The sequence below is a fragment of the Eubacterium maltosivorans genome (assembly GCF_002441855.2).
In the GTDB taxonomy this organism is placed as follows: domain Bacteria; phylum Bacillota; class Clostridia; order Eubacteriales; family Eubacteriaceae; genus Eubacterium; species Eubacterium maltosivorans.
In genome coordinates, this window is sequence record NZ_CP029487.1 from 2,172,251 (window position 1) to 2,192,906 (window position 20,656).

The 20,656-nt window shown below is 48.5% G+C and carries 21 protein-coding genes and 2 tRNA genes; 5 read left to right on the top strand and 18 right to left on the bottom strand.

Translation table 11 applies throughout. From position 1 onward, the window contains the following. Nucleotides 1-230: 230 nt before the first annotated feature. The 9 genes from CPZ25_RS10450 to CPZ25_RS10490 all read right to left on the bottom strand — a co-directional run bounded on the left by CPZ25_RS10450 (nt 231) and on the right by CPZ25_RS10490 (nt 7,914). A tRNA-Thr gene (locus CPZ25_RS10450) sits at nt 231-306 on the bottom strand. Nucleotides 307-450: 144 nt separating this feature from the next. Next, nucleotides 451-535, bottom strand: a tRNA-Tyr gene (locus tag CPZ25_RS10455). Nucleotides 536-735: 200 nt separating this feature from the next. After that, the gene (locus CPZ25_RS10460; protein WP_074617941.1) at nt 736-1,311 is read right to left on the bottom strand and encodes a sigma-70 family RNA polymerase sigma factor; all 576 of its coding nucleotides are present in this window, start codon (nt 1,309-1,311) and stop codon (nt 736-738) included. Then, on the bottom strand, nt 1,311-1,841 hold the full coding sequence (locus tag CPZ25_RS10465; RefSeq protein ID WP_096918656.1) for an NYN domain-containing protein: 531 nt from the start codon (nt 1,839-1,841) through the stop codon (nt 1,311-1,313). Before CPZ25_RS10465 ends, CPZ25_RS10460 begins: the two co-directional genes overlap by 1 nt. A 59-nt stretch (nt 1,842-1,900) precedes the next feature. Then, nucleotides 1,901-2,752: a 23S rRNA (guanosine(2251)-2'-O)-methyltransferase RlmB gene (gene rlmB / locus CPZ25_RS10470; protein WP_096918655.1), complete on the bottom strand. Its 852-nt coding sequence runs from the start codon at nt 2,750-2,752 to the stop codon at nt 1,901-1,903. A 161-nt stretch (nt 2,753-2,913) separates the two neighbouring features. After that, the gene (locus CPZ25_RS10475) at nt 2,914-4,080 is read right to left on the bottom strand and encodes a THUMP domain-containing class I SAM-dependent RNA methyltransferase (RefSeq protein ID WP_074617943.1); all 1,167 of its coding nucleotides are present in this window, start codon (nt 4,078-4,080) and stop codon (nt 2,914-2,916) included. 76 nt (nt 4,081-4,156) lie between these two features. Beyond that, nucleotides 4,157-5,401 carry a histidine--tRNA ligase gene (gene hisS, locus CPZ25_RS10480; protein WP_243129297.1) on the bottom strand — a complete coding sequence of 415 codons (1,245 nt, stop codon included), beginning with the start codon at nt 5,399-5,401 and terminating at the stop codon, nt 4,157-4,159. A gap of 3 nt (nt 5,402-5,404) precedes the next feature. Next, nucleotides 5,405-6,631, bottom strand: coding sequence for a tyrosine--tRNA ligase (tyrS, locus tag CPZ25_RS10485; RefSeq protein WP_096918653.1), 1,227 nt, complete (start codon nt 6,629-6,631; stop codon nt 5,405-5,407). A gap of 35 nt (nt 6,632-6,666) precedes the next feature. Continuing rightward, nucleotides 6,667-7,914, bottom strand: coding sequence for an AI-2E family transporter (locus CPZ25_RS10490; protein ID WP_058693406.1), 1,248 nt, complete (start codon nt 7,912-7,914; stop codon nt 6,667-6,669). Between the two features lie 230 nt (nt 7,915-8,144). On the opposite strand from CPZ25_RS10490, the gene lspA reads away from it, so the two are divergent. Next, the gene (gene lspA, locus CPZ25_RS10495; RefSeq protein ID WP_074617944.1) at nt 8,145-8,903 is read left to right on the top strand and encodes a signal peptidase II; all 759 of its coding nucleotides are present in this window, start codon (nt 8,145-8,147) and stop codon (nt 8,901-8,903) included. Between the two features lie 75 nt (nt 8,904-8,978). Here lspA and CPZ25_RS10500 read toward each other — a convergent pair whose 3' ends face one another. Beyond that, entirely contained in the window at nt 8,979-9,659 is a 681-nt protein-coding gene (locus CPZ25_RS10500; protein ID WP_058693404.1) for a GntR family transcriptional regulator, read from the bottom strand. Between the two features lie 14 nt (nt 9,660-9,673). After that, nucleotides 9,674-10,525, bottom strand: a complete 852-nt coding sequence (gene ispE / locus CPZ25_RS10505; RefSeq protein WP_058693403.1) for a 4-(cytidine 5'-diphospho)-2-C-methyl-D-erythritol kinase — start codon at nt 10,523-10,525, stop codon at nt 9,674-9,676. Nucleotides 10,526-10,706: 181 nt separating this feature from the next. On the opposite strand from ispE, the gene CPZ25_RS10510 reads away from it, so the two are divergent. The 4 genes from CPZ25_RS10510 to CPZ25_RS10525 are packed head-to-tail and all read left to right on the top strand — an operon-like array spanning nt 10,707 to nt 13,330. Further along, nucleotides 10,707-11,357: an HAD family hydrolase gene (locus CPZ25_RS10510; RefSeq protein WP_096918652.1), complete on the top strand. Its 651-nt coding sequence runs from the start codon at nt 10,707-10,709 to the stop codon at nt 11,355-11,357. Between the two features lie 14 nt (nt 11,358-11,371). Next, complete coding sequence (locus CPZ25_RS10515) at nt 11,372-12,049, top strand: uracil-DNA glycosylase (RefSeq protein WP_058693401.1); 678 nt, start codon at nt 11,372-11,374, stop codon at nt 12,047-12,049. Nucleotides 12,050-12,063: 14 nt separating this feature from the next. Then, nucleotides 12,064-12,603 carry a phosphatase PAP2 family protein gene (locus CPZ25_RS10520; RefSeq protein WP_096918651.1) on the top strand — a complete coding sequence of 180 codons (540 nt, stop codon included), beginning with the start codon at nt 12,064-12,066 and terminating at the stop codon, nt 12,601-12,603. After that, nucleotides 12,590-13,330, top strand: a complete 741-nt coding sequence (locus tag CPZ25_RS10525; protein WP_096918650.1) for a glycoside hydrolase family 25 protein — start codon at nt 12,590-12,592, stop codon at nt 13,328-13,330. The genes CPZ25_RS10520 and CPZ25_RS10525 overlap by 14 nt, the downstream gene beginning before the upstream one ends. Nucleotides 13,331-13,362: 32 nt before the next feature. Here the strand turns inward: CPZ25_RS10525 and CPZ25_RS10530 are convergent, their stop codons facing one another. The 7 genes from CPZ25_RS10530 to CPZ25_RS10560 form a co-directional block, all read right to left on the bottom strand. Further along, nucleotides 13,363-15,138 carry a cobaltochelatase CobT-related protein gene (locus CPZ25_RS10530; RefSeq protein ID WP_096918649.1) on the bottom strand — a complete coding sequence of 592 codons (1,776 nt, stop codon included), beginning with the start codon at nt 15,136-15,138 and terminating at the stop codon, nt 13,363-13,365. Between the two features lie 41 nt (nt 15,139-15,179). Beyond that, on the bottom strand, nt 15,180-16,094 hold the full coding sequence (locus tag CPZ25_RS10535) for an AAA family ATPase (RefSeq protein WP_074617949.1): 915 nt from the start codon (nt 16,092-16,094) through the stop codon (nt 15,180-15,182). Nucleotides 16,095-16,133: 39 nt separating this feature from the next. Beyond that, a complete protein-coding gene (locus CPZ25_RS10540) occupies nt 16,134-17,873 on the bottom strand; it encodes a vWA domain-containing protein (RefSeq protein WP_096918648.1) in 1,740 nt (579 codons plus the stop codon). Between the two features lie 146 nt (nt 17,874-18,019). Then, the gene (locus tag CPZ25_RS10545; RefSeq protein WP_058693395.1) at nt 18,020-18,286 is read right to left on the bottom strand and encodes a hypothetical protein; all 267 of its coding nucleotides are present in this window, start codon (nt 18,284-18,286) and stop codon (nt 18,020-18,022) included. Nucleotides 18,287-18,363: 77 nt separating this feature from the next. Next, entirely contained in the window at nt 18,364-18,723 is a 360-nt protein-coding gene (locus tag CPZ25_RS10550) for a hypothetical protein (protein WP_096918647.1), read from the bottom strand. Between the two features lie 155 nt (nt 18,724-18,878). Continuing rightward, entirely contained in the window at nt 18,879-19,841 is a 963-nt protein-coding gene (locus CPZ25_RS10555; protein ID WP_096918646.1) for a hypothetical protein, read from the bottom strand. Further along, a complete protein-coding gene (locus CPZ25_RS10560; RefSeq protein ID WP_096918645.1) occupies nt 19,842-20,603 on the bottom strand; it encodes a ParA family protein in 762 nt (253 codons plus the stop codon). Nucleotides 20,604-20,656 lie beyond the last annotated feature (53 nt).

Consider the following 20,656-nt stretch of genomic DNA (forward strand, 5'->3'; position numbering starts at 1 on the left):
TTCGCGAGAGAAAATTGGGAGAGTGAATTGTTCGTTAAAATAAGAGGTCTGTGTGTTCGAAAATATATATACCCGCCGGCCGCCTTTTTTAAACACCGCCAGACACTGTCCCCCAATCTTTTATAAAAAAGCCTCGGACATCTAAAAATTTTACCTTTCGGACAATTTTAGGGCAAACGCTCCAAGGCATAAAAATAGCGACTTCTGAAAGTCGCTTCAATACTAATTGATGGAGCCCTTGTCCGGATTCGAACCGGAGACCCCCACCTTACCATGGTGGTGCTCTACCTGCTGAGCTACAAGGGCATGTATAAAGGATCGTAGATTCCTCAGCAATTCGATTATCCTTATCGGATAATTGCTTCGTCATCTGCGTTAGTTTTGTTGCCGTGCGCCCGCTAACGCTCCATGCGCACTACCAAATTTACTCCATAAATTTGGACAAAACGTTGGTGGGGAGAGATGGATTCGAACCATCGTAGACTCAGTCAACGGATTTACAGTCCGCCCCCTTTAGCCACTCGGGCATCTCCCCATGTAAGGATCACAAATGCTTCGAAAATTTTATAACCTTTCAGGAAAATTTCCGTATCATTTGCGTTTGTCTCGTTACCGCACGCCCGCTAACGTTCTATGCGTGCTGCCAAATTCACTTTGCAAATTTGGACTCAACATCGACAGCTTCTATATGATACTCTATTCTGATAGGATAGTCAAGCCCTTTTATTAAAATTTTTAGATTTTTTTTCGAATCCGCTGGATCGCGTTGTCCACAGCCTTTTTTGACCGGCCGATCTTATCGCTGATCTCCTGGTGGGACGCGCCCTTCAGGTAATAATAGAGTACCTGCTTTTCCAGCTCTGAGAGCTCGCTCTTAGCCACCTGGCTGAAATGCTCCACAGCCTCGCGGGTCACCAGCTCCTCATTGGGGTCCAGCGCCGCGGTGGAGGCCACCAGATCCAGCAGCGTGGTCTCCGGGTCGTCCTCTGAAACGGGTGAGTAGAGTGAGACCGTATCGCCCATGGGGCTGTGCTTCGGCCGCTTCGCCTTTGTGACCACACTTTTGATCCGGTTTTCCACACACAGTCCGGCAAAGGTTTTAAAGCTTGTGCCGCGGTCCTCGCGGTAATCCCAGATAGCGCCCAGCAGTGCAATCATGCCCTCCTGGATCAAATCCTCCTGGTCGCCGCCGATATAGTAAAAGGGCCGGGCCTTCTGCGTCACCACACAGCGGTATTTTTCTACAATGGCCACCACTGCTTCCTTATCACCACTCTGGGCTTTTTTCACAAGTTCCAGATCCTTGTCCATCAATCCTCCACATTTCCTTTTCTCAGTTCTTTCATAACCGCCAGCACCTCGTCGTCCATATAGTCCTCCAGCTTGTTGCGGGTATCGCTCTCGGTTCTGCGGTACTGCTTCCTGACCTGCTTCGCGCTCTCACGCATGGCCTGGATCAGCTCGCGGGACGGGACCCGCTCCCCGCCGCCCGCCAGCACCACACGCTGAAGCGTATAGTCTGAGGTGACCACCTTGACCGTGTAGGGCTTAGGCAGGCTGAATACCAGCTTTTCAATATAGGTATCCGCGGTTTTATTCTTCTCGGTAAAAACCACCTTGATACGGCCGCGTATTTCCTCGCGCCGCGGGCCGCTTTCCTGAGAGTAGGCGTCAAAAACCAAAACCGTTTCATAGCCCATCAGCCCGCTGTAGCTGTTTAACTGCTCAATCAGATCCTCACGGGCCTCCTCCAGGCTGAATTCTGTCAGCCCTTCCATCTCTGCCCAGTGATGGATCACGTTGTAGCCATCGACAATCAGATAGGTTTTTATTTTTGACACCTCCCTTCATCCTGTACGGTTCCGCGCCCTGCTGCGGTACGGTCCGAAACAGACCGTACCTACTGGTGGCGCTGTCTGGCCGCCTCGCTCAGGATAATGGCCGCCGCGGCAGACGCGTTAAAAGAATCAATGTCGCCGTAAAGCGGAATCGAAACGCTGTAATCGCACTGTTTTTTCACATTGGGACTGATCCCCTTGCCCTCGTTGCCAATGATGATGGCCAGCTTGCCCTTAAAATCGTTTTTGTAATAAGGCGCCCCGTCCATATCCGCCGCCATGATCCAGAAGCCCTTTGCCTTCAGATCATCAATACACTGTGTCAGGTTGCCGACCTTGACAATGGGGGTATGGGCCACCGCGCCTGAGGACGCCTTGACCGATACGGCCGTCAGGCCCGCTGACCGACGCTTTGGAATAATGACGCCGTGAACCCCGCAGAGGTTGGCGCTTCTGATAATCGCGCCCAGATTATGCGGATCCGTCAGGTGGTCTAAGATCACCACAAGGGGTTCCTCGCCCCTGGCGGCAGCTTTTGCCAGCACATCCTCCATGCTACTGTAGGGAAAGGGCGCCATCATCGCCGCCACACCCTGGTGCGGCTGTCCGTCCGCCAGACCCTCCAGCTTGATTTTTTCCACACTCTGGACCACAATCCCCCGCTTGCGCGCCTTTTCGGCAATCGTGCCCAGCACATGGTCCTTATTGTCCTTGAGGATCAGAAGCTTATCGATCTGCTGTTCTGAGCGAAGGGCTTCCATCACCGGGTTTTTGCCGACAATCACAAAGCTGTCATCCCCGTCATCGTCCTGTCTGCGCGCGTCACGCCGCTTCAGGTCCGCCCGGTGATAGCTTTCCTTTTTCTGTTCCCGTCCACGGTCGTTCCGTGGCTTTTTACGATCATTCTTTTTCATTTTATACCTGCTTATTTTTATTTTATTTTAACATTGAATCATTAAATAAAGATTATTTAAAATTTAGTGGATAGTGGAGACTTATCAACTATAAAATCACCTTTCGTTCTATCCCTGCCGCTTCCTATCAGCTTTACCCAAACGCCCACGGCCGGTAAATATTACCGGTCGTCCGCTTCCCCATCACGCCGCTTTCTGGGCGGCAGTGGGCCGAAATACTGGTAGAAATAGGTTTTGATGGTGCTGTTGTAGAGCTTGCGGTTTTTTGTGGCTTTTTTGCCAAAATAACGCTCAAATTCCGGATAGCCCGTGATAATAAAGTAGGACCAGTCCTCCAGCCCGGAAAATGCCTCGCCCATATCGCGGTAGAGCGCCTGAATTTCCTTTTCCTGCCCGATACGTTCGCCATAAGGCGGGTTGGTGACAATGACCCCGTAACGCCTTTTAGTCGCCACAGACTGAACCGGCAGCTTCTGAAAAGCCACATAATTGGTGACGCCAGCCAGCTCTGCGTTGATACGCGCCTGCTTCAGAGCTGCCGGGTCAATATCAGACCCCAGAAGGCGGAATTCACGGTCATTGACAGCCGCCTTAGCGTTTTCCCGCGCTTCCTCCCACAATTTCGCCGGTATGGCCGGCCATTCTTCAGAAACAAAGCTCCGTTTCAAACCCGGCGCAATGTTTTTTCCCATCAGAGCCGCCTCAATGACAATGGTTCCAGAGCCGCAAAGCGGGTCGAGAAAGACGCGGTGTGGCTGCCAGCGCGACAGATAAACCAGGGCCGCTGCGATGGTTTCCTTGAGCGGGGCCTCATTACCGTACTGCCTGTAGCCGCGCTTGTGCAGACCAGAGCCGCTGGTGTCAATGGAGAGAACCACTTCGTCCTTTAAAATCTGGATATGGATGGGATAGTGTCCCTCCGTCTCCTCGAACCAGCCCACGCCGTAGACCTTTTTCAACCGCTCAACCACCGCCTTCTTCACGATCCGCTGTCCGTCCGATTTGCTGAACAGCTTGGATTTTACGCTGGTGATCTTGGCCGCGGGAAAGACTCCTTTTACCGGAATCCAATCCTCCCAGGGCAGCGCCTTTGTTTTTTCAAAGAGCGTATCAAAGGTTTCTGCCCGAAACTGCCCCATTTTCAGCAGAACCCGGTCTGCGCACCGCAGCCATAAATTGGACGCCACAATGGCAGAAAGAGGGCCGGTGTAGTAAACCCGCCCGTTTTCAACCGCCTCGATTTCATACCCCAGGCGTTTAATTTCATCCTTTACCACGCTCTCCAGCCCAAAGGCTGTCGTTGCGATCAGATGTACTTGTCTGTTCATAATTTTCCTTACCGTTCATTTATTTTTTCGCATTAAAACTGAGAAGGGCGTGTGCTAAAGCCACGCCCTTGAACTGCTAAAATGCTTTTATTTCTTCGTCTCTGCCAAAAACCATAAATCCGCCGTATCCCTTGCCTTCATAATAATTGATCTGCTTGCCGAATTTCTTCTTCATGGCGACCAGATTCACGGTGTAGCCGTCCGCCCTCAGCTTGTCGGCACAGGGAATGACCTCCGTCATAGCGTCCTTACCCGCGTCATAGAACAGCAGAATCCGTTTGTTTTCAGACGCTTTATCTGCCTGTTCCTCCAAAAGAATGTTGACGATCCGTTCAAAGCCGATGGAAAAGCCAACCGCCGGAACCGAATTTTTAGCATACTTGCCAATCATGTTGTCATAGCGCCCGCCGCCGGCAATGGAAAAACCATACGGTCCATAGCTGACTTCAAAAATCTGACCGGTATAATACCCCATGCCGCGGATCAGCGTAAAGTCAAAGACGACGTGATACCTGCCGCCAGACAAAGCGTTGCTGGTTTCAATGACCCTTTTCAGATCTGCCACCGCCTCAGGCTCGTCAACCTTGTCGCCGATGTTGTCCAGCGTAACGGTGGCCGCCTCGTCCACGAAAGCATTTACCATGGCTTCATCATAGCCCTTTTCGATAAGTTCCTTCTTCACGCCGTCCGCGCCGATTTTATCCGCCTTGTCCAGAGAAATGCAGACCGAGCCTGCATCCTCTTCCTTAAAGCCCGCCTTTGCGATAAAGGCGTTGAGCAGCTTGCGGTCATTCACCTTGATGGTGAAGCCCTCAAAGCCGATGGCCATGAGCGCTTTGGAGGTCGTGTTGATCAGTTCCATCTCAGCCGATACGGTAGGATCACCGATAATATCAATGTCGCACTGCTTAAAGGAACGGTAACGCCCCTTCTGCGGGCGCTCCGCCCGAAACACATTGCCAATCTGGATGGCTTTAAAAGGCGTTTCCAGCTCACCGGCATTGTTTGAGTAAAAACGGCTCAGCGGCAGGGTCAAATCAAAACGCAGGCCCATATCGCAGAGATCCGACACAGTGCTTCCCTCATGTACCTTAAGCTTGTCGCCGCGTTTTAAAACCGTGAAGAGCATCTTCAGGTTTTCGCCGCCGTCGCTGCCGAGCAGCAAATCGATATTTTCAAGGGCCGGCGTTTCAATCCGCGAGAACCCATGACTTCTGTAAATTGCCAGGATCTGCTGTTCTAGCTGATCCCGGATAAGCATTTCCCGGGGCAGAATATCGCGCGCGCCCCGCACTGGATTTGAACTAATCAATTCGGTCACCTCTTATACTAATTTAATCTGACGATAGACTTTCTTGCCCTTTTTAACAATGATGGCGTCATCCTTGAAATCGGCCGGCGTGATAAGCGCCTTGATGTCTGTAATTTTATTGCCGTCCACTTCAATACCACCCTGCTGTACCAGTCTGCGCCCTTCGCTTCTGGTCGGGATCAGGCCAGCCGCATCCAGCAGTGTCAGGATTTCCATACCGTCGCCCAGCGCATCCCTTGACAGATCCACGCTCGGGATATCGTCGGTTTTTACGCCGCCCGCAAATAAGGCTCTCGAGGCTTCCTGCGCCTTGTCCGCATCCTCTTTGCTGTGAACCATGGCGGTAACCTCATAGGCCAGGATTTCCTTGGCTTTGTTGATTTCAGAACCCTCCAGGGAGCCCAGACGGTGAACCTCATCCATGGGCAGGAAGGTGAGCATGGCCAGACATTTTTCAACGTCTGCGTCTGCCACATTCCGCCAGTACTGGTAGAACTCGTAGGGTGAGGTTTTTTCAGGATCAAGCCACAGCGCGCCTTTGGCGGTTTTACCCATTTTAATGCCCTCGCTGGTGGTCAGCAGAGAGAAGGTCATACCATACACGGTTTGGGCGTCCTTGCGGCGTACAAGCTCGGCCCCGGCGATGATATTGGACCACTGGTCGTTACCGCCAAACTGCATTTTGCAGCCGTAGTTTTTGTGCAGCACATAGAAATCATAGGCCTGCAGCAGCATGTAGTTAAACTCGAGGAAGGTCAGCCCCTTTTCCATTCTGGACTTGTAGCATTCTGCGGTCAACATCCGGTTGACAGAGAAGTGAGCGCCCACATCTCTTAAGAAGCTGATATAGTTTAATGGCAGAAGCCATTCCGCGTTGTTGACCATCATGGCACGGTCATCCTCAAAGGTCAGGAATTTTTCAAAGACCTTTTTAAATTTTTCGCCGTTTTCAGCAATCCGTTCCTGGGTCATGACCTGACGCAGATCCTGTCTGCCGGAAGGGTCCCCGATCATGGTGGTGCCGCCGCCGATCAGGGCAATGGGTCTGTGCCCGTAGCGCTGCATGTGCGCCATCACCATAATCTGAATAAAATGGCCGACGTGCAGACTGTCTGCTGTCGGGTCAAAGCCAATATAAAAGGTGACCGATTCGCTGCCCAATAATTTACGGATTTCTTCCTCATTGGTACACTGCTCGATCATACCGCGTTCTTTTAGTACGTCAAATACATTTTCCATTTGTCTATCTATCCTTTCAAAAGTGTTTTATTTCTCTATAAAAGATCCTTCATATTTTCATTAATTTTATCCGTAACCTCTTCCTGAACCGTCGTCTTACGCCGCTCCCACCGGACCAGCGCCTCGGTGACAAACACCTTGATGACCGCAAAAAACGGAATGGCCACAAACATGCCGAGCGGTCCGAAAAGGCTTCCGCCCACCATGACGCAGAACAGTACCCAGAAGGGGTTCAGCTCCACGATTTTTCCCAGCACGTTTGGTCCCAGCACATTGCCGTCAAACTGCTGAACGATGAGAATCCAGATCGCCACCCCGAGGGCCTTTGCCGGGCTGTACAGCAATGTCAGGAAAATGCCGGGGATCGCGCCGATGATGGGGCCAAAATAAGGGATAACATTGGTCACGCCCACCACCAGTGCGATGAGCGGCGCGTATTCCACCCGCAGCACCAGAAGCCCAATGTAGCAGATAAGCCCGATTAAGGCCGAGGTCATGATTTTACCAGAGAAGTATTTATAAAAAACACCGTCAATGGTACGGATGGCCCAGTTAAAACCGCTGTTGGCCTTTGGGCTCAGGATTGTCCGGTTCAGCCGTTTCAGCTGGCGCTCAATATTTTCCTTGTCCAGCATCAGGTAGAAGCCGGAGAAAAAGACTGCCACAAAACCGATTAAAAAGCTGGTGGTTCCCTTGGCAAAGCCAACGGCAATGTTTCCAATCTGCTTAACCGATTCGGAGTTGAAATTCATATTGCCAAAAATAAAATCCATGGTATCCTTGGCGTTCAGGTTCTGGACCGAAGACAGGTCCAGCTGTATCATGTCCACCAAATCCTTAAAGAAACCGCCGCGGTGTGACAGGTTTATCAGAAAAGTATTGATTTCCGCCGCATAGGTGGGTATACTGCTCACTAAACCGAGCACACTGTCAATAATGGCCGGTATCGAGATATACATGAACAGGATCACCACGATCATCGTGATGATATAGACGACCAAAACTGCCAGAAGCCTGACGAGTTTTGGTTTTTTCTCACTTCCTTTAATGTACTTAAAGGCTTTCTTCTCAATCCACCGCATGGGGCGGAACAAAAAGTAGGCCAGCACTGCCCCCATAATAATGGGCAGCAGAATTTCAAAGGCTGATCCAACCACATTGCTGATCGCTGAGAGAATAAAGCCGAGATTGTCGAGTATCTTATAAAACAGAATAATGGTAATGACGCCTAAAACCGCATAGGTATAGTATTTCAAATACTGCTTATCAAATTTAATGCGCATTCCCTGCACCTCCTGTCTTAAAAAATAGATTAACAACCTCCATCTTACCATTTTAAGAGAAAAAATTAAACAATTTTCTAAGAAATCTTTGAAAAATTTCAAATTATCATGTATACTTGAACAATGATAAAACAAACAAGGCAGTTAACACTGAATTTATAAAATTCCGGACCAAGATAAAAAGCGATCCCCGCTCCGTTTTTTATCGGCGGCCCTTTTAAGGAGCATCCATGTTATTTTATATATTATTCATCATTGGAGGAATCGTTGTTGACCAGCTAACCAAATATCTGGCCGTTACATTTTTGTCGCCCGTCACCACTGTCCCAGTCATTCCCCATGTTTTTCACCTGACCTACGTGGAGAATACCGGCGCTGCTTTCAGTATCTTTGCCGGGAAGCAGATCTTCCTGATCCTTCTCACCCTGATTTTTATTATCGTGCTGGTCTACTTCTTTGTCATCATGCCAAAGACCAAGCGGTATTTTGACGTCAATCTGGCGCTGTCCATGATCATCAGCGGCGCCGTCGGTAATCTGATCGACCGTATCCGCCTGAACTATGTGATCGACTTTTTCGACGTCCGCCTCATTGGCTTTGCCATTTTTAACATTGCTGATATTTTTGTGGTTGTCGGGTGTATCCTGATGGTGATCGCCATTTTCAGAAACAAGGAGCTGCTCAACAACCCGCCGAGTCTGGCTAAAAAAAAACGACAGCGGGCCGCGCAGACATTAAAAAAACCCAAGACCAGCGCAGAAGCCGATAACACGGCAGCAGAGCACAAGACCGAAGAAGTCCAGGGGCTGAACAAGGACGTGCTCTCAAAGCGAAAGCCGCGAAAACGCCGCCGGAATCTGGAGCCAGAGGTCAAGACAAAAATCGAAAAGCTGCCCGAGCATTACAGCTCCATCGATTTTGAGCCCGGGCCGCCGCCGGAAGAGCCGGAATTCCTCCAGCACAGAAAGAAAAAAGATTCCGAGGATTAATCCACAGATTAAAACACCTCCTGAAACGCCAGATTCTGGTTTTTCGGGAGGTGTTTTTTTAGTGGACTGTCTCATCTATTCCAGCACAGCCACCATATCTTTTTCCGTGATCTGGATATGAGCTCCAGCCGCTTCGCTGGCTTCTGCGCAGCGGTGGCCTGCAATATTGTCAATAATCTTCTGGTGCTGGCCGATCAGCGGCGTCTTGTCCTCAATGTGATGAACATATTCCACACGGACACGCTGCATCTGCTCTCTGAGAGAGTTGATCATCTGGATCAGGCGTTCGTTTCCTGTTGCGCGGTAAATCGTTTCATGAAACGCAATATCGTAGTTGATAATGCCTTCTTCATCATTTTTAAGGGCGGACTCCTCAAAGCCTCGGTTGCTTTCCTCCAGCTTTTTGATATCCTCCTCTGTCGCGTTCTTAGCTGCCAGCTCAGCGGACAGGGCTTCCAGAGCGCGCCGGATTTCCATCATATCCCGGAGATCGTCGATGGACATGGGCGTAACATAAGCGCCCTTTCTCGGCACCATTTTTACAAGCCCCTCCAGCTCCAGCTTACGGATCGACTCACGCACTGGCGTACGGCTGACGCCCAGCTGTTCTGCCAGCTGTACTTCCATCAGGCGTTGTCCCGGCTTCAGGTCTCCGTTGATAATAGCGTTTCTAATGGTTTCAAACACGATTTCTCTCAGCGGCTTACACGAGCTCACATCAAGGGTTAATTTAATTTTTTCTTTTTCTGCTTCCATGTTCTTTGTATCCTCTATTCTATTTCTGTTAAAAATGTTAATAAATCATTCCGTCTAAAAGCCTCACAGGCCTTTTCTGCCGTGGCATTGTCCAAAAAGTAACCGATCACCGTTGAACCGCTGCCGCTCATAATGGACGCGAAAGCGCCAGATTCCAGCATTTTTGCTTTCATCTCACCAATTTCTGGATAATCCTGGAAAACCACCTGCTCAAAGGCATTGCCCACAGTGCTGCCAAGGGCCGCATAATCCTCTGTCTCTACCAGCTGGATGACTCGGTCGATGTCCGGATGCACCACATGCTCCGCACTGTCCAAACGGCCAAAAGCCCAGGGTGTCGCAATGTTTATCTCAGGCTTTACCACCAGCACTGGCAGCTTTCTAAGAGGCTTCACCGGCTTAATGATCTCACCGATCCCTTCTACCAAGGCCATTCCCTTATAACAGCAATATGGAATATCCGCGCCGATGGTGCTGCCAAAAGCAAGCATCTCCTCAAGGCTCAGGTTCAGCTCCCAGATCAGGTTCAGTCCCAAAATGGCCGCCGCCGCATCAGCGCTGCCGCCGGCCAGCCCTGCCTCACTTGGAATGTTCTTTTTAATGTCGATATGGACACCCCGGTCGATGCCGAAACGGGCCCGTAGCTTTTCAGCCACCCGATAGACCAGATTGCGCTCATCGGTCGGGATTTTAGGATCACTGCAAGAAATACAGATTCCCTGGCCGCTGTTTTTAAACACAAGTGTATCCGACAAAGCCACCGAATGGTTCACCATGCGCATCTCATGATAGCCGTCAGGACGTTTGCCGGTAACGTCCAAAGAAAGGTTTACCTTTGCGGGCGCCCGCACTACATATTCTTTCATACATCCATCCTTCTCATTTATACTCTGAGCACATTGTATACATTATAACACAAGACAAAGTAAATTCAACTGGTATCTTTAAGTTTGTCTAAAAATTATCAGTAAGTTTAAATGCAATTTCATGTATTTCTTTAAGCAAATAGTGTATAATTAGGGATACTTTAATTAAGGGAGCATCTAAATGAAAAACATAGAGGATTACAAGGCTGTCATCTTCGATTTTGACGGTACCCTTGTAGATTCAATGGGGCTGTGGCACAGCATTGACCACATTTATCTGGAGCGCCATCACAAGGTCTGTCCTGAAACCCTGCCCTATGAGATTGCCGGTAAAAGCTTTACCGAGACCGCAGAATATTTTAAGGAGCGCTTCGAGCTCGAGGACTCCATCGAAGACATCAAAGCCGAATGGGTTGCGATGTCCCACGAAGAATATTTAAACCACGTACACTTTAAGCCCGGAGCCCTGCGGCTGATCCGCGATTTACACAGCCGGCGCCAGCGCATTGCCATCGCGACCTCCAACAACCGGGAGACCACCGAAGCTTTTCTGCAAAAGCACAATGTGCTGAGCTACTTTGACATTCTCTGCTTCACCACCGAGGTCGGAGCGGGAAAACCCAATCCGGCAGTTTTTAACCAGGCGGCACAGCTGCTGTCCCTGCCGGCAGATGACTGTCTTGTCTTCGAGGATACGCTGGAGGGGATTCAGGCCGCCAAGGCCGCTGGCATGGATGTGATCGCCGTGGCGGATTTATGGCAGGGCGACCATCTGGTCAAAATCAAGAATCTGGCCGATGGCTTCATTCAGGATTTTACAGATTTAAAATAGAAAGGAAGGCTCCGATGTCCATCAACTTTCAAAATGACTGGGAGGATACTCTCCAAAAAGAATTTCAACAGGAATACTACCAGAAGCTGCGGCGCTTCTTGCTTCACGAGTATAAAACACAGACCGTGTACCCGGATATGTATGACATTTTTAACGCATTTCACTTCACGGCCTACTCAGATACCAAGGTCTGCATCATCGGCCAGGACCCTTACCATGGCAGAGGACAGGCCCATGGCCTTTCCTTTTCTGTAAAGCCAGAGGTGGCTGTGCCACCGTCGCTTCAGAATATTTACAAAGAACTGTACGACGATCTGGGCTGCTCGATCCCCAGCCACGGCTATCTGAAAAAATGGACCGACGAAGGCGTTTTGCTGCTCAACGCAGTGCTCACCGTGCGGGCAGGCCAGCCAGCCTCCCACAGAGGCATGGGCTGGGAGCAGTTCACAGACCATGTCATCGAAATGCTGAACAAACGCGAGGACCCTATCGTCTTTATTCTGTGGGGCGCTTTTGCCCAGTCCAAAATCCCAATGATCACCAATCCGGCCCATCATATTATAAAATCGCCCCATCCCAGCCCTTTCTCGGCCGCCCGCGGTTTTTTTGGCAGCCGGCCGTTTTCAAAAACCAACGCCTTTCTCGAAAGCATTGGCAAAAAACCGGTTGACTGGCAGATTGATCCCCTTTAGAAACGAGGTTCATCTTGGATTTAACAATTTTACTCTGGATTCAGGCACATATGCGCTGCGATGTGCTTGATTTTATTTTCAGCCTTATCACAAAGCTCGGCAACGCCGGCGTTGTCTGGATACTGTTTACCCTTTTGCTGCTCATCCGCAGAGATACCCGCTATACAGGTCTGGTCATGGCCATCGCGTTCATCCTGTCGGCGGCAGTGGTTAATCTTGGTATAAAACCCCTCATCAGTCGGCCTCGTCCCTTTCAGGTCCACCCCATCGAGCTTGCCATCGCCGCGCCTTACGGAACCTCCTTTCCATCTGGCCACAGCGCCACTTCCTTTGCGGCTGCCTGGGCCTACTTTATCACAAGAAAAAACCGGCTTCGCTGGGGACTTTTAGCGCTGGCTGCCGCCATTGCTTTCTCACGCCTGTACCTCTTTGTCCATTTTCCAACAGATGTGCTGGCTGGTATCATCATTGGCATTATCCTGAGCTATCCCGCAAAGCTCATAGCTGACAGGCTCGTAAAAAATGGTAGGTGGGGAATCCATGCCAATCCGTAAAAAAATATCTCCGTTGATTATCGTTATCCTGATCCTGATCACAGGCGCCTTTCTGCTCTATCACTGGGGCATCCTGCAGTTTAACCATCCTGACGCCGAGACCTACCCCGTGCAGGGCGTTGATGTCTCCACCTATCAGGGCTCCATCGACTGGCCGGTTCTGGCCGACAATGGCCTGACCTTTGCCTTTATCAAGGCTACCGAAGGCAGCAGCTTTCAGGATGAGAACTTCAAATACAACTGGGAAAACGCCGGAAAAACCCATCTTAAGGTCGGCGCTTATCACTTTTTCAGCTATGAAACCAGCGGCGCCACCCAGGCAGAAAATTATATCAAAACCGTTCCTGTCAAGGACGACGCCCTGCCGCCTGTGGTGGACATTGAATTTTACGGCAGCTACACTCGTTATACCGCGCCGGATAAAGAAACCACCCGCAGGGAACTGACAGAGCTTTTAAACCGCCTGGAAAGCCATTATGGCAAGCGGCCCATCATCTACACCTCTACCAAGCCCTACGCCACCTACATCGCCGATTATTACAATGATTATCCCATCTGGATCCGGAACTTCTACGCCTGTCCCATCCTTTCGGACCACCGGCAATGGACCTTCTGGCAATACTCAGATAAAGGCTCTCTCTCCGGATATACAGGTTATGCGCCCAACATCGACCTCAATGTTTACCGCGGCAGCTATGATGCGTTCATGGCTCAGTTCGGATACTAAAAAAGCTGTTACCCTATCGGCAACAGCTTTTTTTAATTGGTGATAACCTGTTTCAGGTATTTGATAACCAGATCCGCAAAGCGGTTAATATCTTTTATATAGGCAAAATCCTTACCGTAAATCAGCTTCTCAGCCAGCAGGTCTCTTTCCTTGCCAGTGAACACGCCAAGCACCATAATCCCCTGCTGGCGTGCCCTGCGCACCTCGACGGCCGTATCCCTCACAGCGGTGGCACCGCGGTAGGCCTCCTCGAGCGTCTGGCTCTGCCCTTTCCCCACTTTGATATCATTGGGGCGTCCGTCGCTCAAAACAATGAGAATTTTATTATCCTCTGGACGGCTTTTCAATTCCTCAACCACTGCCTTGATGGCTAAACCATCCCGGTTATTGCCTGTGCAGTAATACTCAAAAATATTTTCATTGGCCCTCAGATTTGACTCATAATCACGGTAGCGTTTCAGGATCGTGTAATCCAGAAAGCTGTTAAACCCCATAACGCGGTTAGGGATGCCGTTCAGGGTCAGTGCCTGGGCCAGCACATAGGCCTGGCTGGCCACCAGCGCCTGGTTGCGCCGCTGTGATCCACTGGAGTCAATGAGAATATCCACCACGTAGCTTCCCTTGTCATTATCCAGCGTGCGCACAAACACCTTCGTGTTACTGCTGCGCCCGACCCGCCACAGCTTGTTGGGCACAAGCATCCCCTGGTCAGACGGTATCTCATCCTTAAATTCTTCCTGAACCAGCGTCCGGGCAATACTGTCCCGCAGCTTATGGATATTGCGCTTGTGGATGCGCTTGTTCACACCATAGGCCAACGTATTTTTCACCTTATGCCGCCCAACCAGGTTTTTCTGGAATCCGTTGTCACAATTACTGCGGATCACCCCATCCGTCAGATGAATCCTGCAGTTTTCATGCACATCGCGGCATACCCTGTTCTGCAGCCTCCGGACCTCTGGCGTTGAGAGATAGGTCTTACCAAAATGATAGGAGACCTTTTCATAGATTTTATCCAGATCCTCTGCCTTGATACGGAGAACCCGGTTATCTTTAACATCACTGTTAAATCCACTGCCCTCGCCATTATCACCCAGAAGAGATTCGGCGATTTCATCCAGGCTTTCATCCAGCTGCATTTCTTCTTCAAGCGCGTCATCATAGAATTCTTCCATCATAAAATCGTTGAAGTCACTCAGCTCCACATCGCTGCGGCACTCCTCCCCGATAACCTCCCCATCCTCTGAGTAGACATAAATGGGAAAATACCGGATATAGACAGCTTCGACGCCCTTCAGCATATCAATGGTGTCCTCGCAGCCGCTGAGGGATTTGATTTCCTTGATCAGACCGTTTGTCGCCACATCCATCCTGGGCATTTTACCAACCTTTTCCAAAACCAAAGCGTGTCTTGCCTTTTCAAGAAGGTTATCGGTATGCATCTTGAAATAATCGGACAGAATGTCATCATAGGCTTTTTTCCGAATATCATAGATTCCCGGCCGTTCTTCCATAAGCTTTTCCTCTACCAGCACATCTGTAGCCATCTGGATCAGCCCCAGGAGTATATCCTTGTCCAGCCCTGCCTTTACCCGGCTGATGATAAAACGCTTCACCGCGTCCCAATTGATGTATTTACGCCGTCCCCCTGCTGTGATCCCCTGGTATAGGGCTACATCTTTGGAGATAAAGCTTTTTTCACCAGCGTCCATATTCTCATCGTAATTGCCGGAAATCGTCCACATCAGATTTGTCACGCGGTTATCGAAATCCAGGTCGTCATAAACCCATTTTGCCGGTTCTGCCATTTTCATCCCTCCTTTCTTCTGTGATGCTCCTTGTCTGAGCTTTAAAAAATATCCTCAGCCTTCCAGTCCTCCCGGATACGCGTCCGGATAACATCGTAGACAATTTCTTTTTCATACTGGTCAAAGGTTTTCCCGATAACGCCCATATTGATGGCAAGCATTGGACGCAAGCCCCTGCGTATGGTGCGGAGACTGCCCATGATTCCGCGAAGATCCACCGATTTGGTTGAGATTTCAGAGTTCATGGCCTTTTCCTGTAAATCCAGGAAAATACCGGCAAACTGCTTCAGCATATCCTGCTTGGCGTCTGGAAATTCATCGGCTAAGATAACCATCAGGGTTTCTTCATCAATCTGAGGAATATCAATGGTCATAAAACGGGAAACCAGAGCTTCATTCAGCTCTTTAGTCCCGGCGTATTCATAGTTCATGGTTCCGATAAAGCGGGTGGCAGGATTCAGGCTGATCTTTTCATAGCCTGGCACATCAATGACCTTACGGTAGTCGAGCGCGGAGTGCAGAACGACCAGCGCGTCATTTTTAGCCATATTGATTTCATCAAAGACGCCGAACCCGCCGTTCACCGCACATTCATAAACCGACCCGCGGCGCAGGCGGACCTCATTGTCAATAAACGTATCTGTTCCGATCAGGCTGGTGCTGTCCGTATTGACATGGAAAGATGTATTCCACTGGGGTCTGCCGAAAAGCTCGCACAGGTTATCGGCCAGGACATTTTTCCCGGTCGCCTTTGGGCCGGAAAGCAGGATATTTTCACCCTCAAGAATCGCGGTGATGCACATTGCCCAGATGTCTCTGCCATAAAAGATGGTCTCTGATTCAGGCACACGGTCTGCCAGATCTGCCTCAACCGGGTACTCTTGTCTAAAACGCTTTACATCGTCAATCAATTTTTCACTGATGCCCTGTTCTAAAAGTTTGTTATAAAGTTCCAATTCAATCTCCTTTTGTCTTTTCTCATCATTTATTTTTCTCTACCGCGTGATAATACGCTTGAGATAGGTTGTAACAATATCCGCAAAATGCTTAACATCCCGGGTATAGATAAAGTCCTTTCCGTAGATCAGTTTTTCGGCCTTAAGCTCCTGTTCATTCCCGGTGAAAACACCCAGGACTGATATTCCACGCTGTCTGGCAATGCGTACCTCCTTGGCCGTGTCGCCTACAGCAAGACCTCCGGTATAGGCTTTTTCCCCCCTGAATGGATTTTTATTTCCCTTGCGCTCCAGGTGCATGTCATTGGGCTTACCGTCACTCAGTATAATGAGAATCTTATTCTCCTCATCCCTTGTATAAAGTCCATCACAAATCCCTTTGATGGCCAGGCCGTCCCGGTTGCTTCCCTCACAATAATATTCAAAAATATTCTCAGTCTCCCTCAGGGGATCATCATAATTTCTAAAACGCTTGAGGACCGTAAAATCCAGAAAGCAGTTAAAACCATTGACCCGGCAGGGTATTCCCGCCTCGATCAAAGCCCGGGCAATGATGTATGCCTGAATCGCAACTAAGGCCTCTCGTCCCTTTTGGGAGGTACTGCCGTCCAGCAAAAGGTCGACCACGTAGCCGCCCTTATCATTGCTTTCAAAACGCCTGAATATCCTGGAACAGGGTGTTCTGCCCACACGCCATACCTTGGCCGCATCGATATCTCCTGAATCGCTGGCAACCGGATAGCGGGCTCTCTCCGCGACCAGTGTGCGAATCAAAGCATCGCGAAGGCGTTTGATCGTTCTGGCGTACACCCTCAGGTTTGCCTGGTAAGCATCCTGGTTTCTTTTCAGATCCTTTTCGGCATATTTTCTCTGAAACTCACCATCACACTCACTCCGCAGGACTCCCTCCGTATAGTGGAGCCTGCAGTCCCGGTGAACACCCTTGCAGAGCCGGCTCTGAAGCTGCTTGACCTGGTAGGACTCCAGGTATGAGCTGCCGCAGTAATGCGCCACCTGCTTATGCATATTATCAATCTGTTCCTGATCAAGATAAACCACATCTGCTTCTGCGATATTTCCAGACATTTCCTTTTGGTCACTGTTTACCTGGAGCGATTCGCGGCTCATCATCGCTGAAATAACACTATCGACAAAATCCTCTGTGTTAATATCCTTTTCTTTATCCTGGTGCAGAACCACATTCCAATCGAGAGGCCTTGTATCTTTTAAGCCCTGCCACTCAATATAGACGGCGTCCACCCCTTCAAGGAGCTCTGCTGTTGTCACTGAGCTTCGCAGTCTCAGCAAACGCTCTGCCAGCTGCTGGGCTTCTTCTCTAACCGAAGGAGCAGCACCCGCCAGTGTCTCAAAAATGGCAAATTCCACCTGATCGAGTATCTTATTGGAATCTGGCGCTTCCATCAATGCAATCATCTCTGAACAGGCTTCGTTCTGAATATCCGAAATTCCTGGTCTTTCTCCAACCAGACGGTCTATGACCATCGGGTTAGCCGCATGAAGAATCAGCAGCTGGAGCCGGTCGCGTTTAAATCCCTGGCGTCTCCGCCAGCTAACATAGGTGTCAACCAGCTGCCAATCTATAAAGCGACGGCGGCCGCCTGCTGTAATGCCATAATAAAGCGCAATATTTTTAGAAAGATTGGTTTTTTCCGCTGTGCTCATCTGCTCCTTATAATCCCCGCAGATGGTCCACATCAGGTTCGTTACACGGTTATCAAACTCAAAGTCATCATATTCCCAATGTAAATTTTCCCCCATTATTTTTTCCTCGATGTTCTTTTATAATATCCCCAGTTTATCACTTATTCTTTAAATTCGCTACCCTATGAACGGGTAAAATAATGCTATTCTATTTTAACACACTGGCCGAACAAATGCTGTTGCAAAAAACACAAAACCGACATTTAACAATGCCGGTTCTCGTTTTTAATCTGTTCATTATGATATTTTTTCAGCATGACCGTTCCCGCAAGAGAACCGCTCCCCGCCAGAAACAGAATGGTGCTTGTCCCCACTCTTTCCGCAATTCCAGTATTTGGATTTTCTGTACTGGTTTGGACTGCTTCCTGCACTGGACTGTTATCTTCTTTTGCCATGACCAATACCTGAGGACTAAAAGCCAGGCAAAATAAAAGTATTGCTATAATGATTGAATGATTTATTTTTTTCATGATAAGACTCCTCATATTCTATAAGTATTTAGTTAATACCCTATTGGCAAAATTTGACACATTGCCTTAAAAAAGTCTTATTCTTCTTTGTCCGATTCCTTGCTCAATAAAAAAAATAATGCTGATGATCCGAGAATGGCAACCAGAAAAATCAAAGCCATGCCTACGTCACGAATTTTTATGTACAGGCTATTTTCTGAGATACTGGCATATGCTTCGTAAGCCCTCACTCCGCTGTAAAGCAAGGATTTCTCTTTCTCTGTCTCCTCGTCCGTTTTAACTGGCGTGTCATCACCTTTGCCCATTTCTTCTCTTTGCTCAATCTCCTGTTCAAGCTGGAGAGATCCCTTCTCCTTAACATAAGTAAAAAAGAAGCTGCTGATAACAAACATTACAATACCCAGAAAAGCCAAAAGGCCTTTAGTAAACTTATCCATCTTTTTTACTCCTTCTCTATTATGGCGTATCTCCTATTATAAAAGACCTTTTCCTCTTTTAAACATGGTTTTAACAAATTTCACGAAAAAAGTGTGACACTTCTGTGCAGAAATAAAAAAGGCCCATACCTCTATTGGTATGGGCCGCATAATATTTACAGCAGATAGTCGGGAAGCTCATGAAGCTTCTTCATTTTTTCTTTCAACTCTTTTTTTATTTTTTCTTCAAGCTCTATTTTATTCTGTGCTTCCTGAGCTTCTTTTTCTTTTCGTTCTTTTTCGATACGGATCGCTTCCTGGCGTTCAAATTCTTTCTTTTTGGCCTCTTCCGCTTTTCGTTTTTCTTCCGCTTCAGCCTTCTTCTTAGCCTCTGCCTCGGCAGCTGCTTTCTTTTTGGCTTCTTCCTCGGCTTTTGCTTTGGCGGCCGCTTCTTTCTCAGCCTTCTTTTTAGCTTCCGCTTCAGCCTTTTCTTTCGCTTTAGTGGCTTCCTCGGCTTTTTTCTTAGCCTCTTCCGCTTCTTTAGCCTTAGCCTGGGCTTCTTCAGCCGCTTTTGCTTTCGCAGCTGCTTCTTCCTCTGCTTTTTTCTTGGCCTCTGCGTCGGCTTTCGCTTTGGCCTCAGCTTCCTGTTTTTTCTTCAGCTCTGCCTGAGCCTTTTTCTTGGCGGCTTCTGCTTCTTTTGCCTTTTGCTCCGCCAGTTTTTCTGCCTTCTCTTTTTCAGCGGCTTCTTTTGCCGCCTGCTCATCAGCCTCTTCTTTGGCTTTTTTTTCTGCTTCCTCAGCCTCTTTTTTTGCTTTTTCAGCGGCTTCAGCCTCAGCTTTCTGGCGTGCGGCTTCAGCTTTCTTTTCTTTTTCCTCAGCTGCTTTTTCGGCTAACTCTTTTTCCTTTTTAATGGCTTCGGCTTTCAGTTTTTCTGCTTCAAGCTTGGCAGCAGAGACCTGATCCTCTTCCTTCGGTTCCCCCATAATCTTTTTCTTCAAATCGTCGATGATTCCCACTTCGTTATCCCCCGTATTAGTAGAATTTTCATCTGTCAAAACCTTAGAAGCCAGTTCATTTTTTTCTTTAATGGTACTATTATGTGTTTTTAATTCTGATTTTAATTTGCTTTTCCTAGCCATTTAAAAGCCCCCTTTGGATTCTATTTCTTTAAATAAATTCAGATAATCTTCAGCGCCATTTGACCTTGGTTTATACTCAAAAATAGATTGCTTGAATATCGGTGACTCTACCAGGGCGATATTCTTTCTGATATAAGTATCCATAAACTTCTCGCCAAAGCTCGCCTTTAAATTATCATATTGAAGATTGTTAATATTATTGCGTACATCATGAAGTGTTGCAAAAAGAAGAGTAATATCTTTATCGATTCCTAATGACTTGCTGATATATTCCAGGGTTTCCTCCAAGAGATGTACCCCGTCCACAGCATAATACTCGGTTTGTACTGGAATGAAAATATCGTCAGTGACAACAAGTGCATTAGTCGTCACAATACTGAATGACGGCGAGCAGTCAATGATACAGTATTCATAATCGTCTGCCACGGCCTCAAGCTTGCGTTTTAAAATAAACTCACGTCCATACATGCCTGCAAGCCGCGGCTCAATCGTTGCCATCAGAAGACTGGAAGGAATGATATCAATGTTATCGCTTACTTGATAGATAACATCCCTGGCTTCTTTTTCGTCAGTAAACAAATGATAGATACATGGACGGTCCAGATCGTACTCCATAAGAGAGTTGGTCAGGTTGCTCTGCATATCGCAGTCAATATAGAGCACCTTCCCTTTTATCTTTTGTCCCAGCAGATATCCGAGATTGATGACGGATGTGGTCTTTCCACAGCCGCCTTTTAAGTTAAATAAACTGATGGTTTTCACGTCGTTCCCTCTTATCTTTTTATTTTTTATAAAAGATCATAGTGCTATAATCG